Source organism: Streptomyces sp. H39-C1 (genome assembly GCF_027158125.1).
GTDB classification, from domain to species: Bacteria; Actinomycetota; Actinomycetes; order Streptomycetales; family Streptomycetaceae; genus Actinacidiphila; species Actinacidiphila fildesensis.
On sequence record NZ_JAPVLS010000053.1, the window covers coordinates 28013 to 43338 of the forward strand.

A 15326-nucleotide genomic window follows, 5' to 3' on the forward strand; every position below is an offset into this window, starting at 1 on the left:
GACCTTCTTCAATGGGCGCAACCTTGCGCGCGCTGCGCGCTCTCGTGCTGCTCGCGGGCTTCTACGTCCTCAGTACCGGCCTGCTGGCCGTGCTGGCCGGAGTGTTCGGCGTGATCGTCTACGAGTCCTTCCAGGGGCACCTCGCCCTGCTCTTCCTCGGCAAGCTGCTCGTGGTGCCGCTGCTGCTGACCTTCCCGATCATTCGCGGAGTGTTCATGTTCCGCGGCGGCAAGGGCGACGAGGGCCCCCCGGGGCTGACCGTGGACGACACGCAGCAGCCGGAGCTGTGGGCCGAGGTGCGTGACCTCGCGCGGCAGGCCGGCACCCGCCCGCCCCGTGACATCACCCTCACCGGCCAGGTCAACGCGGGTGTCTCGGAGCGCGCCCATCTGCTGGGCCTGTTGCCCGGACGGCGCCGGCTGTTCCTCGGCGTACCGCTCATGACCGGGCTCGGCGTCCCCCACCTGCGCGCCGTCCTCGCCCATGAACTCGGCCACTACAGCAACCGCGACACCCGCCTCGCCGGCATCACCATGCGCGGCCGGGACAGCGTCGTCCGTACCATCGAGTCCTTCCACGTACAGGCCGCGGCGAACGACAGCGCCTCGCACGCGGTGCTGGCCAGGATCTACACCGGCTACGCCAAGCTCTACATGCGCGCCTCCCAGTCCGTCGGCCGCCGCCAGGAGCTCGCCGCCGACCGCGCCGCCGCACGCATCGTGGGCCGCGACGCGGCGGCCGGCGCACTGCGCGAGATCCCGGTCCTGGACGCCGCCTTCGACTTCTACGTCAGCCGCTACGCGACCCTCGGCTGGGACGTGGAACTGCTCCCGCCCACCGGCGAGTTCTACGGCGGGCTGCGGCATCTGCTGGCCGACCCGGACCGCCGCACCGAGCTGGCGGGACTGCGGGCGGAACTCCCCGAGCCGGAGCACTCCCCCTACGACTCGCACCCGCCCATCGCCGAACGCGTCCGCCTGCTCGAAGCGCTCCCCGACGACGGTGTGCGCGACGATCCCGACGCACCGTCCGCCCTCACCCTGCTGCGCGACCCGGACGGGGTACTGGCCGCCCTGGAGACCGCGACGCTCGCGGCCGGCGCGGCAAGGATGCGGCACGTCAGCTGGGAAGCCCTCGCGAGCCAGGCCGGGCTCGCCACCTTCCGGGCTGGCGCGCGGCCGCTCCAGCAGGCCGCGGCGGGGGCCGGTCACGCCGCGGAGCGCGGCCTCGCGAGCCTCGACGAGATCCTGGACGCCATCGACGCCGGCCGGCTGTGGGCCATCGCCGACCGGCTCCCCAAATCCCCCGAAGCCGCCGCCGTCACCGGCCGCGCGGCCCGCGAATTCGCGCGGCCCGCGCTGCGCTCGGGCCTGTCCATGCTGACCTGCGTCACCCTCGCCGACGCCGGCAAGGCCGACTGGACGCTCTCCTGGTCCACCCCCGCCCGCCTCACCCTCCCCGACGGTTACGACGAGGCCCTCCCCGAGGCCCTCGACGCCGCCGTCACCGACGACCCCGACACCGGGCCGCTGCGCGAGCTCCTGGCCGGCGCACTTCCCCTCATCCAGGAGCCCTGAGTCCATGGCAGTAGCCTTGCTTGTCTTCCTCGTGCTCGGGCTGAGCCCCAGGCTCCGCCGGCAGTACCACCGGTTCATGACCAGAAGGGCGGTCAGCCGGCCGCCCGAGCCCGGCCTGGTGCCGAAGGATCAGCAGGACACGACCCGCCCGGGCCCCGACCCGGTGCTGGACGTCGCCCTGGCCGCGGGGCGGGCCGGCGACTGGCAGCCCGCCGCCCAGCTGCTCGCCGACACCGGCGACGACTGGGATCTCCGCGCCTACCGGGCCGAGCGGCTGGGCAAGCTCGCCGCCTGGGACAACACCTCGTTGAAGGCCTGGCAGGCAGAACGGCCGGACGACCCCACCGCGGCACTCGTCGAGGCGCACGGACTGGTCGACCTGGCCTGGAAGAGGCGCGGGGGCCACTACGCGCGGTACACCAGCGCGCAGGAGTTCCAGGGGTTCTTCGACCTGCTGACCCGAGCACGGGCCGCGGCCTTCCGCGCCGTGCAGCTGGCGCCCGAGGACCCCTGCGCGAGAATGCCGGAACTCTGGGTCGGGATCGGTTTCGGATACTCCCACCACGATTTCCACCTGATGTGGACGGAGGTCGACAAGCGTGCCCCGCACCACTTCCTCGCCCACAGCTCGGTGCTGCAGTACCTGTGCGCGAAGTGGTGCGGTTCGGGAGAGCTGGCGAACCGCTTCGCCGCCGACGCCGCGGCCGGCGCTCCCCTCGGCAGCCTGCTCCAGGCTCTGCCGCTGATCAGCTGGTACGAGCACGGCGGCTTGCAGGGTGTGAAGCGCGCCGGATACCGGGCGCCCTACCTGCTCGCCCGGGTCGACGCCCTGCTGGCCGACGTGGCCGCCGCCCGCGCGGACCACCCCCAGCTGCCCGAGGCCCGGCACCTCCTCGCGTTCTTCCTGTATCAGCAGGGGCGCTTCCAGGAGTCCGCCGAGCAGTTCCGGCTGGTCGACGGCTGGATCGACGCCCTCCCCTGGCGCTACCAGGTGGATCCCGCGGAGTTCTTCGTCGCCACCCGGAACAAGGCGATCCGGAAGGCACTCCAGCGGGCGAAATGAACCCGCACGGAATCCCGCGGGCCGTCCATACGTTCTCTCAGAGCGAGCCGACCCCGGAGGAGTAACCCCCATGTTCCTGAACCGCCACAAGAACCACCTGCCCTCCGCCGACGAGGCCCTCAAGGGCCGCCCGGAGCCGGAATTCGACGTGCCCGCGCGGCACACCGTGCTGGGCAAGCAGCTGACCGGCCCGTACCCCGCCGATCTGGCGGTCGTGGACTTCGGGATGGGCTGTTTCTGGGGCGCCGAGCGCAAGTTCTGGCAGACCCCGGGCGTCTGGACCACCCTCGTCGGCTACCAGGGCGGCCACACCCCGAACCCCACCTACGACGAGGTCTGCAGCGGTCTCACCGCCCACACCGAGGCCGTCCGCGTCGTCTACGACCCCGCGCTGGTGTCCTTCGCCGAGCTGCTGAAGGTCTTCTGGGAGTCCCACAACCCCACCCAGGGCAACCGCCAGGGCAACGACTCCGGCACCCAGTACCGCTCCGCGGTCTACACCCACTCCCCGGACCAGCTCACCGGCGCCCAGGCCTCCCGCGACGCCTACCAGCAGATCCTCACCAAGGCCGGCTACGGCGACATCACCACCGAAATCCTCCCGGCCGGCCCCTTCTACCCCGCCGAGCCCTACCACCAGCAGTACCTCGACAAGAACCCCGACGGCTACTGCGGCATCGGCGGCACCGGCGTCAACCTGGACTCCCCCTCGGAGACGAACTGGGGCCGCTCCTGCCCGACCGGAATCGCCCCGGCAGATGGCTGACCCACTCCCGCCCGGCGCGGATGTCGGTTTCGACAGCGAAGCCCTGTCCGCGCTGTGGCGGGAAAGACGGCCGCTGGGCCCGCCGGTCGCGCACCGACTACGAAGCGTCTACAACGACCGGTGGGTGCGCTTCCACAGCCTCCCCGGGGGGAAGCGCTACCCGGAGAACGAGCACGAGTACACCACCGTCCTGGACCGGTACAACACGGTCCTGGACGGGTTGTTCGTCGGCAGAGACGTGTACGTGGTGACCACGGCCTGGTCGGTTCCTCCCGCCGAAGCGGAGCACCCCGCAACCCGCCGCGACGCGGACCACGGCGCCTCCCGCTGGACCACGCTCACGGACGCGGAGGACCCCGATCTCGATTCCGACGTCCACACCCACCTCTACGTCAGCCGACGACCATGGCAGAGCGGCTGCATCGACACGCTGCTCCGGCACGTGGCGGATGACGAACTGGCCGGCGTGCTCGTAACCGATACGGATCTCCGCCGGATCCACCACCCCTACGACGGCGGGGCCGACGTCATCCTGGCAACGCCCCAGGAGCGGGACGCCCTACGCGACGAGCACAGGAACTGGCTGTCCAGCCATCCCTCAGGCTGCTGAGACGACGTGTTCGAGTACCACGGCTGGATCACGCTCGTAGGGAGTCCCGACCCCGAGGACGAGACTCCCTGCGACGCGTTCCTCGGCCAGGTGCGGACACTCCTCGATCGCATGGACAGTCCCTACCTGGCCGACCTGCGCGCGATGAACGGTCGCTGGATGCTGCACATCGCCGGCCACCCCAACCGTTCCGGACTGCACGGCCCGGAGATCATCGACCTGTTCACGGAAGTCGGCCGCATCGCGCCCGGCTCCTACGGTCTGCTCCACACGTACGACGACGAAGACCCGCAGAACCCCAACGCCTTCCGAGTCCACCGCCTCGCCCGCGGCGCCCTCACCGAGCGACCGGACCCGTTCCTGTCCCCCGTCCGGCCCACCATCGAAGATCCGTGACCACGATCACGGCTGCGCTTGTCCCGCACCACCGCCAACGACCCTCGCGATCCGGACGACCAGCGGTACCTTGACCGCAACGTTGACGGGTACTGCGGGCCGGGAGGCACGGGTGTTTCCATCCCCATCGGAGTCGTCACGACCGACAGACGACCCTCCGTGCTCCGATCCGATCTTCGGCGGCCGCTGGATCCATGAGGCCAATCTGCGGCCGTTCTGCGAGTCGGTTGCGGAGTTCTCGGGCTACCGCTTCGACGACTCGGACTGGGGGGCTATCGAGGGCGCCCTCCCAGGCACGGACGTGGAGAGGCCCGGGGGCTGGTACGACTACCCGTTGGCGGGCCGAATACCGCTGACCCTGCTGGTCGCGGCCGACCCTGGTTCCTCCGTCGTCTTCGTGCGACTCGAAGGGGAAGCCGACGACCGCACGAAAGCACAGATCGACGCGGCACTCCACATCTTCAGCAGGTACAACGCAAGCTGATTCTGTCAGTGCCAGGCACCAGAATCGTGACTATGGATGTGAGATCTGACTTCGCGTTGAAGTTGCAACTGGAGCGCGTGGCCGAGCAAGCCATCGATCCTGACGTCAAGGACGCGCTTGCATCGGTCTTCAAGCATATGAGCAGCGGAAAGGTCCCCTGCAGAGGAGGCCAAGCACTCGTCACCGTACTGAAGAACGTGCGCTCGGCAGCGGCAGCGGCAGACGAGTGGCACATCGTGCGACTGATACAAGACTCTCTGGACTACGCGGAAGGTCGGATCCTCCGACCGGACTTCGAAGAGCGATACCGCCTCTTTCAACGGTCGACACAACCGCTGAGCTCGCACCAGGACTTCCTGGCACGAACGATAGCCGCGAGTCTTGCCTTCTTCGCTCAGCTCGGCGATCAGTACCTCAGCGAGTATCCCGACGCGAGCCCGAGCGAGGTGCTTACTCACGTAGGGTCCGTCGCCCGGGACGCCCGTTACATGCAACAGTCGCAGGAGCAACCCAGCCGGTATCGAATAGTCCGTGGCTCTGCCGAGGTGGCCGCGTGGATGGAGCAAGTCCTACGCGAAAGAGTCGATTTGGAAGATCCGGAGAAATCTGCCCGCCACATCGTGATGTCTCCTGGCTCCTTGGCAATTTTGGCAGCGGACGAGGAGGGGCAACTGCTACTCCGGGCCGCCGAGATTCAAAAGCGTCGGAAGGATCTCAAGGCGTTGCGCAAGGTGGTGGAGGATCCGGAGGCGAGTGAGCTCGACTTGCAACGCGCGCTGGACGGTCAGCACTGGATCTTCGGTGGCCAGTTCGCGAGCCAAGCGGTCCAGCGCCGATTGGTACCAGGCGACGAGGTGGATATCCCCCTCATACGCGGGGATGGCGCACTACATATCGTCGAGTTGAAGCGTTCCATGAGCCTGCGCGGCCGCCTGGTCAAGGAACACCGAGGGTGCTGGGTACCGACGGCCGAAGTACACGACGCAGTGAGCCAAGCGGTCAACTACCTTGTCGGCTTGGATGAACACCGACTCCGCATTCGAGATGAACTGGGCATCGAGACTCGGCGAGCAAGCGCACTCGTGTTGATTGGACACCCTGCCGCGCAACCCGTTGTTGCCGAAGACGCGATCAACGAGGCCTTCCGCACCCTCAACACACACATCAGTCGCGTTGAGGTCATGACCTATAAGGAACTGGTCGACAACGCAGAGCGTGCATTGGACGGCTGGCAATGAAGGTACGCGCCACTGAACATGCACCTGCTCCCATGGCTGCGCTTCGCGAACCTGCTCGTGTACGCCGCGGAGGTCTCCTTGCCGACCGCCGTGTCGGGGCCGGGCCCTCGTCGGGTGGCCCGGCCCCGACAGCCGGCTAGGTCGCCAGGACCCGCTCCGTCACCGTGACGCGGCCCTTGCGGATGGTTGCCAGGCGGGGGGCGCGTTTGGCGATGGCGGAGTCGTGGGTGACGAGGATGAAGGTCAGGCCGCGTTCTCTCCACAGGCCTTCGAGGAGGCCCATGATGTCGTCGCGGGTGGCCTCGTCGAGGTTGCCGGTGGGCTCGTCGGCGAGGAGGACCTTGGGCTTCTTGACGAGGGCGCGGGCGATGGCGACGCGCTGCTGCTGACCGCCGGAGAGCTCGGAGGGGAGGTGGCTCAGACGTTCGTCGAGGCCGACGGACTCCAGGGCCTCGACGGCGAGGCGGCGGCGTTCCGCGGGCTTGACGCCCATGGGGACGAGGGCCGTCTCGACGTTCTCCTGGGCGGTGAGCGTCGGCATGAGGTTGAAGCTCTGGAAGATGAAGCCGATGTTCTCGGCGCGCATCCTGGTGAGCTTGGCCTCGCCGAGCCGGGCGAGGTCGACGCCGTCGAACTCCACCGAGCCCTCGGTCGGGCGGTCGAGGGCGCCGAGCATCTGCAGCAGGGTGGACTTGCCGCCGCCGGTGGGGCCCTGGATGACGAGCTGGTCGCCGTCCTCGATGGTGAGATCGACACCCCGCAGGGCCTCGACGGTGTCCTTGCCGCGTCGGTAGTGCTTGGTGACGCCGGTCAGCTGGTACATGGTCAACTCCCTTGAGACTGAAGGTGGGTGGCTATTCGACGCGGCGCAGGGCGTCCGCCGGGCGGAGCCTGGAGGCGCGCCAGCCGCCGAAGGTGCCCGCGATGAGGCCGCCGGCGACGGCGAGGCCGACCGACAGGCCGATGGTGCCGAGGCTGACGGGAGCGGTCAGCGCGATGTCCAGCGCCTTCGTCGCGGCCTGCCGCCCGGGCCCGCCGCCGAAGCCACCACCACCACCGCCACCGGAGGCGACCGACGCGGTCAGCGTCGGGCTGATGGCGGTGATGAGGTACGCGCCGCCGAGGCCGAGCGCGATACCGAGGACGCCGCCGATGAGGCCGTTGACCAGGGCCTCGCCCATCACCTGACCGGTGACCCGGCGGCTCTTCCAGCCCAGCGCCTTGAGCGTGCCGAACTCCCGCACGCGCCTGCTGACGGCGGAGGAGGTGAGCAGTCCCGCGACCAGGAACGCGGCGATCAACACGGCGATGGAGAGCCACTTGCCGAGGTTCGTCGCCAGGTCGGAAGCGGTGGCGAGCGAACCGGAGACCGTGGAGGCGAGATCGGCGGAGGTGGTGACCGTCGTGCCCGGGACGTTGTTCTGGATGGCGGACTTGACGCCGTCGATCTGCTGCGAGTCCGTGGCCTTCACATAGACCGTGGTGACCTTGTCCTTGGCGCCGGCCAGCGTCTGGGCCTGCGTCAGCGGGATGTAGACGTTGGCGGCGGAGTCGCCGCTGTCGGCGGTCGCGATGCCGATGACCTTGTACTTGACGGCCTTGATGGTGAGCGTGCCACCGACCGCGAGCTTGTTCTCCTTGGCGTAGGAGCTGTCGAGGACGGCCACGGCGGTGTTGGACTGCGCGCTCGTGAAGGACGTACCCGAGGTGATCTTCGAGGAGGTCAGCGGCCCGAGCGCCGGCTTGGCGACGTCCACGCCGTAGACCGAGTAGTTGTTGACGTCGAACTGCGCGCCACCGCCCTGCACCTCACTCGGCGGCTGCGCGCCGCCACCACCGCGCCCGCCGCCGGTGGTCTGGCCCTGCTTGACCTGCCCCCAGTCGAACTGCCCGCTCACCTTCAGCACCCGCAGGCTCAGCCCGCCGACGGCGTCGTCCACCCCCTTCTGCCCGGCGACCTGGGACACGACCGTGCTGGGCAGCGACTCGAAGCCCTGCACCATCACCTGGTCGCTGCTCTGCTCCTTGGAGTCCGTGGTGGCACCGAAGTTGAACTTCGGACGCCCGGTGGCCCCGGTACTGCCCTGCGCGGCGGCGGCCTTGGTGACCGTCATATCGGTCCCGAGGCCGTACAGGGACTGCAGGACCTTGCCCTGCGCCACCTGCATCCCCGCCGAGGCCGAGTTGACGGTGATGACCAGCCCGATACCGAGGGCCAGCCCCAGCGCGATGACCAGCGCGGCCTTTCTGCGACGTCGCAGCTCGCGCCTGAGATACGTAAAGAACATGCGATTCCTCGCCGTTGCCACCCCGGCCAGGATGCGGGGGGATGAATGGGGACGGCGGAAGTACGAGTGGATCGGAGGTCCCTCGTACTCCCGCTGCGCCGTCACGGTAGGAACCAGCGGTGATGAACGGGTGAGGCCGGACTGAGAGCCGGATGAGAAAGGTCAGCGGGCGCCGAGCAGGTGGTCCATCGCCAGCTGGTCGAGCTGCTCGAACGCCATGCCCTTCACCGCCGCCGCCTCGACGTCGAAGTCCTCGAACGACGCCCGGTCGCCCAGCAGATCACTGAGCGTCTCGCCCTCCCCCAGCGTCGGCCGGGCCAGCTCGTCCAGCCGGGACGCCCTGAGCGCCTCCTGCACGACCGGATCGGCACGGAACGCGGCGGCGCGCTCCTTCAGCAGCAGGTAGTTGCGCATGCACCCGGCGGCCGAGGCCCAGACGCCGTCGGAGTCCTCGGTACGCGGCGGCTTGAAGTCGAAGTGCCGGGGCCCCTCGTAACCGGCGGTCTCCAGCAGATCGACGAGCCAGAACGCGTCCCGCAGATTGCCCGCGCCGAAGCGCAGGTCCTGGTCGTACTTGATGCCGGTCTGGCCGTTGAGGTCGATGTGGAAGAGCTTGCCGTGCCACAGCGCCTGCGCGATGCCGTGCGTGAAGTTGAGCCCGGCCATCTGCTCGTGCCCGGTCTCGGGGTTCACCCCGACCAGCTCCGGGTGCTCCAGCTCGTTGATGAACGCGAGCGCGTGCCCCACGGTCGGCAGCAGGATGTCGCCGCGCGGCTCGTTCGGCTTGGGCTCCACGGCGAACCGCAGGTCGTACCCCTGCCCCAGCACATACTCGCCGAGCAGGTCGAACGCCTCCTTCATCCGGTCCAGCGCGACCCGCACGTCCTTGGCCGCCCCGGACTCCGCCCCTTCCCGGCCGCCCCACGCCACATAGACCTGCGCACCGAGCTCGACGGCCAGATCGATGTTCCGGACCGTCTTGCGCAGCGCGTACCGCCGTACGTCACGGTCGTTGGACGTGAAGGCGCCGTCCTTGAAGACCGGGTGCGTGAAGAGATTGGTGGTGGCCATGGGCACCACCAGGCCGGTCGCGTCGAGGGCCTGCCGGAACCGCTTGATGTGCGTCTCGCGCTCGACCTCCGTGGCGCCGAACGGGATGAGGTCGTCGTCGTGGAACGTCACGCCGTACGCGCCCAGCTCGGCGAGCCGGGTGACGGACTCGACCGGGTCGAGGGCGGGGCGGCTGGCGTCACCGAACGGGTCGCGGCCCTGCCAGCCGACCGTCCAGAGGCCGAAAGTGAACTTGTGCTCGGGGGTGGGGGTGAGACTCATGGCGCCGGCTCCTATTCGTAAGACCGTTGAACAAATTAGTATGCGAGGACCGCGATGGGAAGAGAAGGGGGTCGCTCAATGGAACCGACGGTCGTGATCGGGGTGGACAGCTCCACCCAGTCGACGAAGGCGCTGGCGGTCCGGGTGGACACCGGCGAAGTGCTGGCGCGGGCCAGATCGCCCCACACGGTCAGCGAGGGCGGAAGGCGCGAAACGGACCCGGAGGTCTGGTGGCAAGCCCTCAGAACAACCCTCGAAGCCCTGTCCCCACACCCGGCCTCGGCCATCTCCATCGGAGGCCAACAACATGGCTTGGTCACCCTCGACGCATCGGGTAAGGCCCTGCGCCCGGCCCTCCTCTGGAACGACGTGCGATCAGCCCCCCAGGCAGAGGCACTCGTCGCACGCTTCGGAGCCAAACACTGGGCCGAGCGCTTCGGCTCCGTACCCGGAGCCAGCTTCACCGTCGCGAAATGGGCCTGGCTGCGCGAGAACGAACCGGCCGTCGCCGCCGCGACGGCCGGAGTGCGCCTGCCGCACGACTTCCTCACCGAACGGCTGACGGGCCAGGCGGTCACGGATCGCGGCGACGTATCGGGAACCGGCTGGTGGGCCTCGGACACCGAGACCTACGACAACGCCGTCCTCACCACCGTCGGCCTCGACGAAGCCCTCCTCCCCCGCGTACTGGCCCCAGGAGAACCAGCAGGGACCACGCTCCCCGGCCTCCCCCTCCCACCCGGCATCCCGGTCGCCTCCGGCACCGGCGACAACGCGGCGGCCGCCCTGGGCCTCGGCCTGACCCCCGGCCGCGCCGCCCTCAGCCTGGGCACCTCGGGAACCGTCTACACCCCCTCGACCAACCGCCCCACCGACCCCACGGGAACGGTCGCCGGCTTCGCGGGGGCACACGGCGGCTGGCTCCCGCTCGCCTGCACCCTGAACTGCACCCAGGCGGTGGACAAGATCGCCGGCCTCCTCAGCCTCACCAGAGAAGCCGTGGAACCCAACAGAACGATCACCCTCCTCCCCTTCCTCGACGGAGAGCGCACCCCCAACCTCCCCCTCGCCTCGGGCACCCTCACCGGCCTGCGCCACGACACCACCCCCGGCCAGATCCTCCAGGCCGCCTACGACGGCGCCACCTACACCCTCCTCACCGCCCTGGACCTGGTCCTGGCCGTCGACGACCGGCCCTCCGACGAGCCCCTCCTCCTGATCGGCGGCGGCGCCCGCGGCACCGCCTGGCGGCAGACCGTCCGCCGGCTGTCCGGACGAGCGGTCCAGATCCCCGACGCGGACGACCTCGTCGCCCTGGGCGCCGCCGCGCAGGCGGCCGCCCTCCTCACCGGGGAAACACCCACCGACATCGCCGCCCGCTGGGGCACGTCGGCGGGCCCGGTCTACGATCCGATCGAACGGGACGAAACCACGCTGGAATCCCTGAGAGCGGCGCTGACCACCACCTGACGAACGACACGCAGGAGGCCAGGGCCCCCACCCCCCCGGGTGGCTCGAACCGGAGGGGGACGGGTCCGCAGGGGTGGGGTTTCGAAATGCTGCCGAGCTATTTGTGGGCCCCTGGGGGCACCCCGGCCGAAGGTTGGGGGATCGTGAACAGTCGATTTCGAAGCCCCGCCCCGGAGGGCCCGGCCCCCGCCCCCACAGACCACAGAACGGACCGACCGTGGCAACCGGCACCAACCCCCAAGCCGCCCTGCGCCGCCGCAACCTGTCCGCCGTCGTGCACGCCGTCGCCGCCGGCGACAACCTCTCCCGGGCAGCCGTCGCCGCCGAGGTCGGCCTCACCCGGGCCACCGTCTCGACGCTCGTCGACGAACTCATCGCGGCGGGCCTCGTCACCGAGCTGGGCGCGCAGCGCCCCGGCACCGTGGGCCGCCCCGGCACCGCCCTCGCCCTCAGCCCGCGCGGCCCCGCCGGGATCGGCGCCGAAGTGGGCGTGGACCACCTCGCGGCCTGCGTCGTGGACCTGCGCGGCACCGTACGGGCCCGAGCGACCGTGGAGGCCCGCAACCGCGGCCGGGCCGCCGCGCAGACGCTCGGCGAGCTGGACGGACTCGTCCGGCAGGTGACGGAGGAAGCGGTGGCGCTCGGGCTGCGCCCGGCGGGGCTGACCGTCGCGGTCCCCGGCCTGGTGGGGAGGGACCAGCACACGGTGCTGCGGGCACCGAACCTCGGCTGGAAGAACGAACGCACCGAACTGACCGTGGAGAACGAGGCGAACCTAGGGGCACTGGCAGAACTGTGGCTGGCCGGCAGGGAGAAGGCGCTCCCCGCCACCGACACCCCACAAGGCGCTGCCCAAGCCCCCCTCACCGACTTCATCCACGTCTCGGCAGAGATCGGCATCGGCGCCGCCCTCGTCATCAACGGCAGCCTCTTCCGCGGAGCGCGCGGCTTCGCCGGCGAGCTCGGGCACGTCCCCGTCTACCCCGACGGTCCGCGCTGCTCCTGCGGCGCCCGCGGCTGCCTGGAGCAGTACGCGGGCGAGGAGGCGGTGCTGCGCGCGGCCGGTATCGCCCCGGAGCTGCCGGGGCGGCTCAAGGCGCTGCGGACGGCGGCCTCGGACGACGACGCGCCCGCGCTGGCGGCCCTGGAGGCCGCCGGCCGGGCGCTCGGGATCGCGCTGAGCGGCGCCGTGAACCTGCTCGACCCGCAGGCGGTGGTCCTCGGCGGCCCGCTCTCCGAGCTGGCCCCGTGGCTGCTGCCGGGGGTGCGGCGGGAGCTGGGGCGACGGGTCACGGGCGGCGGCGCGCTGGTGGTCGAGTCACGGCTGGGCCGGGACGGGGTGCTGCTGGGCGCGGCGTACAGCGCGGTGCGGGCGGTCCTGGACGACCCGTCCGAATGGACCGCCCGCTAGGGCGTGTTGCGAAAGGAGCGCCGTTCGCCCGGAGGGCGTGGCCCACGGCGTCCGGTGCGTGCGCTCGCAAGGCGGAGGGTCGTCCTCGTACTGGACGTACGTGGACGAGCCCGACAACGCGGCGAGGGCGCGTGCCAGACGCCGTGGGCCAGGCGGGACTTTCGCAACACGGCCTAGAGAGGGACCTTCGGGCCCCCGGCTCGAGCCGGCCGCAGGCAAACCCGCAGGATCAGGACGTGGCACCCAGCGCGGACCCGGCGGTCCAAGCGCTCCACGTCATGTTCCACCCGTTGAGCCCGTTGTCCGGCTTGATCGTCTTGTCGGGCGAGTTCTTCATCACGACCACGTCGCCGATCAGCGACTGGTCGAAGAACCAGGCACCCAGCGTGTCCGGGTCGTTGGCGCCCTTGGCGTCGCTCAGGCCGATGCAGCCGTGGCTGGTGTTGGCCGAGCCGAAGATCGACTTGTTGCCCCAGTAGTTGCCGTGGATGAACGTGCCCGAGGAGCTCAGCCGCATGGCGTGCGGCACGTCGGCGATGTCGTACTCACCCTTGAAGCCGACCGAGTCACCGTTCATCCGCGTCTGCTTGTACTTCTCGGAGATCACCATCTGACCGTTGTAGGTCGGGTGGTCGGCGGAGCCGGCCGAGATCGGGATGGTCTTGATGGTTTTGCCGTCGCGGACGACCGTCATCGTCTTGGTGGTGGCGTCGACCGTCGAGACCTGGGACCGGCCGACGGTGAAGTTGACGTCCTTGTTCTGGACGCCGTAGACGCCGTTGGAGCCCTCGACGCCGTCGAGCTTCAGCTTGACGCTGACGTTCGAGCCGGCCTTCCAGTACTCCTGCGGACGGAAGTCCAGCCGGGTGGAGTCGAACCAGTGGCCCACGACCGTCTGGCCGCTGCTGGACGCCACCTTGATGGCCGACTCGACGGCCTTCTTGTTGGTGACGGCCTTGTCGAACTTGATCGACACCGGCATGCCGACGCCGACCGTGGAGCCGTCCTCCGGCGTGAAGTAGCCGATGAAGCTGTTGCTCGCGGAGACCGTGCCGAAGGTGGAGGTCTCGGTGACGACGCGGCCCTTCGCGTCCTGCGCGGTGGCCGCGACCTTGTACTTCTTGCCGCGGTCGAGGGAGGCGTCCGGCTTCCAGCTGGTGCCGTCGGTGGCTATCGCGCCCTTGACGGCCTTTCCGCTCACGACCTCGGTCATGGCGACCGCGGTGAGTTTGCCGTCGGTCACGGCGATCTTGGTGCCGCTGCTGATGCTCGCGTTGCTGGTCCCCGTCTTCGGGGTGATGGCGATCTTGGCGTCCGAGGAGACGTCGGCGGCGGCCGCGTCGACGTCCGCCTGTGTCTTGCCCTTGTCCGTCGCGGCGGCGCCCTTGTCCGAGCCGCTGCCGCCGCACGCGGTCAGCGCGACCGCGCCGCCGAGCACGACCGCGACGGCCGCCAGGCCGGTGCGGCGCCTGCGCCGCGAGCGCGCGCGCTGGTCGGGCGTCATGCCGTTGACGGGGCCGGTTGCGGTGCCGGGGTCGGGCGACTTCACACAAATCTCCAATGCCTGCGGGCGCACGTTCCCTGCTCGCGTTCCCGCGAGTCCTGCCCGCGTCCCTGCGAGCGACGGATCCGGACGAGATGGATCCGGAAACGAGCCTCATCCATAACCAGAGGAACATGCGGGGCCGGAAGTCCGTTCCCTTTGTCCGGAAAGTGTGTCGAGGCACACGTGCGGAACCCCGGGCCGCGAAACGGCCCGGGGTCGGGGAAAAATGCAGGTCAGACCAGGATCAGGCGGAGCCGGACCGGGATCAGGCCGGCGTGGTGGCCTCCTCGACGTCCTCCTCTGCGGCATCGTCGTCGTCGTACATGTCCCACTCTTCGGAGTCGGGGTCGTACTCGGTGTGCGCGCAGGACCACGAGGCCTGCACGAGTTCGATCCCGGGGACCGTCGTGACCAGGTCGAACGGGTCGATCAGATAGGCCAGCGCCTCGGACTCGTCCTGCTTCACAGCCGCCTCGGCGTGCGTCCGCTCCTCGGCGGGCATCTCCGCGTCGGCGGCGATGTGCTCCAGTGCGGCGGCGGTCACTTCCTGCTGTCCGGTGACCTCGAGAACGAGCTCGACCTGGAGTCGGACATAGCGCGGGCCGCTGTCGCCACGGGGAATCTCAGTAGTGCTCATGCGACGGAGCGTAAACGCCGGAGCGCCAGCTTCCCACCAGGCACACCAGGTCACTAACATCGGCGTCTACGGTCAAGTCGCCGCACCCAATGGGGGATCCGTTGACCTCGCCTCTGGCCTCTCCACGCCCGTTCGTCGCCGCCGCCGCGGCTTCCGTATTGGCAGCGCTGTATTTCGTGCCGTCCGCCACCGCCAGCCCGGATCATGCCCCCGCTTCGCAGGTCAAGGCACCCGTGACGGCATCAGGACCGACGACGTCGACGACCGGGACGCTCCATCTCGCGGCCACCGGAACGGTGCACACCACGCCGTATCTGATCGGCGGGGCCGCGTTCCTCGTCGGCGGTGCGGGGCTGGTGCTGAACGCAGGGCGGCGCTCCCGCGCGCAGGCGCTCTGAAGCACCGAGGGGCGCACACCCGCGGGTGTGCGCCCCTCATCATCGTCACGCTCAGCAGCGGCTCAGCAATCGCTCAGCAGTCGCCGCTCAGCAGTCGCGCGGCGCGCGGC

15 protein-coding genes are annotated in these 15326 nt (G+C 69.9%); 10 read left to right on the plus strand and 5 right to left on the minus strand.

Features of this window, described 5'->3' with window-relative positions; all coding sequences use genetic code 11:
* Positions 1–11 precede the first annotated feature (11 nt).
* From O3W51_RS29835 to O3W51_RS29865, 7 genes are all read left to right on the plus strand, one after another.
* The gene (locus O3W51_RS29835; RefSeq protein ID WP_138352166.1) at positions 12–1577 is read left to right on the plus strand and encodes a M48 family metalloprotease; all 1566 of its coding nucleotides are present in this window, start codon (positions 12–14) and stop codon (positions 1575–1577) included.
* 4 nt (positions 1578–1581) lie between these two features.
* Complete coding sequence (locus O3W51_RS29840; protein ID WP_138352167.1) at positions 1582–2640, plus strand: hypothetical protein; 1059 nt, start codon at positions 1582–1584, stop codon at positions 2638–2640.
* Between the two features lie 70 nt (positions 2641–2710).
* Positions 2711–3406, plus strand: a complete 696-nt coding sequence (msrA, locus tag O3W51_RS29845; RefSeq protein WP_138352168.1) for a peptide-methionine (S)-S-oxide reductase MsrA — start codon at positions 2711–2713, stop codon at positions 3404–3406.
* Positions 3399–4016: a DUF3885 domain-containing protein gene (locus O3W51_RS29850; RefSeq protein ID WP_232484664.1), complete on the plus strand. Its 618-nt coding sequence runs from the start codon at positions 3399–3401 to the stop codon at positions 4014–4016. The genes msrA and O3W51_RS29850 overlap by 8 nt, the downstream gene beginning before the upstream one ends.
* A gap of 6 nt (positions 4017–4022) precedes the next feature.
* Positions 4023–4412 (plus strand): Imm7 family immunity protein, encoded by a 390-nt coding sequence (locus O3W51_RS29855; protein WP_138352169.1) that lies wholly within the window; start codon positions 4023–4025, stop codon positions 4410–4412.
* 112 nt (positions 4413–4524) lie between these two features.
* Positions 4525–4896: a hypothetical protein gene (locus tag O3W51_RS29860; RefSeq protein ID WP_307811150.1), complete on the plus strand. Its 372-nt coding sequence runs from the start codon at positions 4525–4527 to the stop codon at positions 4894–4896.
* A 32-nt stretch (positions 4897–4928) separates the two neighbouring features.
* Positions 4929–6134, plus strand: coding sequence for a Shedu anti-phage system protein SduA domain-containing protein (locus tag O3W51_RS29865; RefSeq protein ID WP_198357038.1), 1206 nt, complete (start codon positions 4929–4931; stop codon positions 6132–6134).
* A 136-nt stretch (positions 6135–6270) separates the two neighbouring features.
* Here the strand turns inward: O3W51_RS29865 and O3W51_RS29870 are convergent, their stop codons facing one another.
* The 3 genes from O3W51_RS29870 to xylA form a co-directional block, all read right to left on the minus strand.
* Positions 6271–6957, minus strand: a complete 687-nt coding sequence (locus O3W51_RS29870) for an ABC transporter ATP-binding protein (RefSeq protein ID WP_198357039.1) — start codon at positions 6955–6957, stop codon at positions 6271–6273.
* A 31-nt stretch (positions 6958–6988) separates the two neighbouring features.
* Positions 6989–8422 (minus strand): ABC transporter permease, encoded by a 1434-nt coding sequence (locus O3W51_RS29875; protein ID WP_198357040.1) that lies wholly within the window; start codon positions 8420–8422, stop codon positions 6989–6991.
* A gap of 162 nt (positions 8423–8584) precedes the next feature.
* Complete coding sequence (gene xylA, locus O3W51_RS29880; protein WP_138352174.1) at positions 8585–9754, minus strand: xylose isomerase; 1170 nt, start codon at positions 9752–9754, stop codon at positions 8585–8587.
* 78 nt (positions 9755–9832) lie between these two features.
* Between xylA and xylB the strand changes: the two genes are divergently transcribed.
* Both xylB and O3W51_RS29890 read left to right on the plus strand, forming a co-directional pair.
* Positions 9833–11224: a xylulokinase gene (gene xylB / locus O3W51_RS29885; RefSeq protein ID WP_198357041.1), complete on the plus strand. Its 1392-nt coding sequence runs from the start codon at positions 9833–9835 to the stop codon at positions 11222–11224.
* Between the two features lie 217 nt (positions 11225–11441).
* Positions 11442–12635, plus strand: a complete 1194-nt coding sequence (locus O3W51_RS29890; RefSeq protein WP_138352176.1) for an ROK family transcriptional regulator — start codon at positions 11442–11444, stop codon at positions 12633–12635.
* Positions 12636–12864: 229 nt separating this feature from the next.
* Here the strand turns inward: O3W51_RS29890 and O3W51_RS29895 are convergent, their stop codons facing one another.
* Both O3W51_RS29895 and O3W51_RS29900 read right to left on the minus strand, forming a co-directional pair.
* Positions 12865–14139 carry a L,D-transpeptidase gene (locus tag O3W51_RS29895; protein ID WP_138352273.1) on the minus strand — a complete coding sequence of 425 codons (1275 nt, stop codon included), beginning with the start codon at positions 14137–14139 and terminating at the stop codon, positions 12865–12867.
* Positions 14140–14446: 307 nt separating this feature from the next.
* On the minus strand, positions 14447–14818 hold the full coding sequence (locus tag O3W51_RS29900; RefSeq protein WP_138352177.1) for a hypothetical protein: 372 nt from the start codon (positions 14816–14818) through the stop codon (positions 14447–14449).
* Positions 14819–14919: 101 nt separating this feature from the next.
* Between O3W51_RS29900 and O3W51_RS29905 the strand changes: the two genes are divergently transcribed.
* On the plus strand, positions 14920–15216 hold the full coding sequence (locus O3W51_RS29905) for a hypothetical protein (protein WP_232484665.1): 297 nt from the start codon (positions 14920–14922) through the stop codon (positions 15214–15216).
* The last annotated feature ends 110 nt before the right edge of the window (positions 15217–15326 follow it).

Bases quoted from the DNA above. Each gene is read 5' to 3' on its own strand.
- O3W51_RS29900 (WP_138352177.1), bottom strand. From the start codon at position 14,818: ATGAGCACTACTGAGATTCCCCGTGGCGACAGCGGCCCGCGCTATGTC.
- O3W51_RS29835 (WP_138352166.1), top strand. From the start codon at position 12: ATGGGCGCAACCTTGCGCGCGCTGCGCGCTCTCGTGCTGCTCGCGGGC.
- O3W51_RS29865 (WP_198357038.1), top strand. From the start codon at position 4,929: ATGGATGTGAGATCTGACTTCGCGTTGAAGTTGCAACTGGAGCGCGTG.
- O3W51_RS29840 (WP_138352167.1), top strand. From the start codon at position 1,582: ATGGCAGTAGCCTTGCTTGTCTTCCTCGTGCTCGGGCTGAGCCCCAGG.
- O3W51_RS29895 (WP_138352273.1), bottom strand. From the start codon at position 14,139: ATGACGCCCGACCAGCGCGCGCGCTCGCGGCGCAGGCGCCGCACCGGC.
- O3W51_RS29875 (WP_198357040.1), bottom strand. From the start codon at position 8,422: ATGTTCTTTACGTATCTCAGGCGCGAGCTGCGACGTCGCAGAAAGGCC.
- O3W51_RS29850 (WP_232484664.1), top strand. From the start codon at position 3,399: ATGGCTGACCCACTCCCGCCCGGCGCGGATGTCGGTTTCGACAGCGAA.
- msrA (WP_138352168.1), top strand. From the start codon at position 2,711: ATGTTCCTGAACCGCCACAAGAACCACCTGCCCTCCGCCGACGAGGCC.
- xylA (WP_138352174.1), bottom strand. From the start codon at position 9,754: ATGAGTCTCACCCCCACCCCCGAGCACAAGTTCACTTTCGGCCTCTGG.
- xylB (WP_198357041.1), top strand. From the start codon at position 9,833: ATGGAACCGACGGTCGTGATCGGGGTGGACAGCTCCACCCAGTCGACG.
- O3W51_RS29870 (WP_198357039.1), bottom strand. From the start codon at position 6,957: ATGTACCAGCTGACCGGCGTCACCAAGCACTACCGACGCGGCAAGGAC.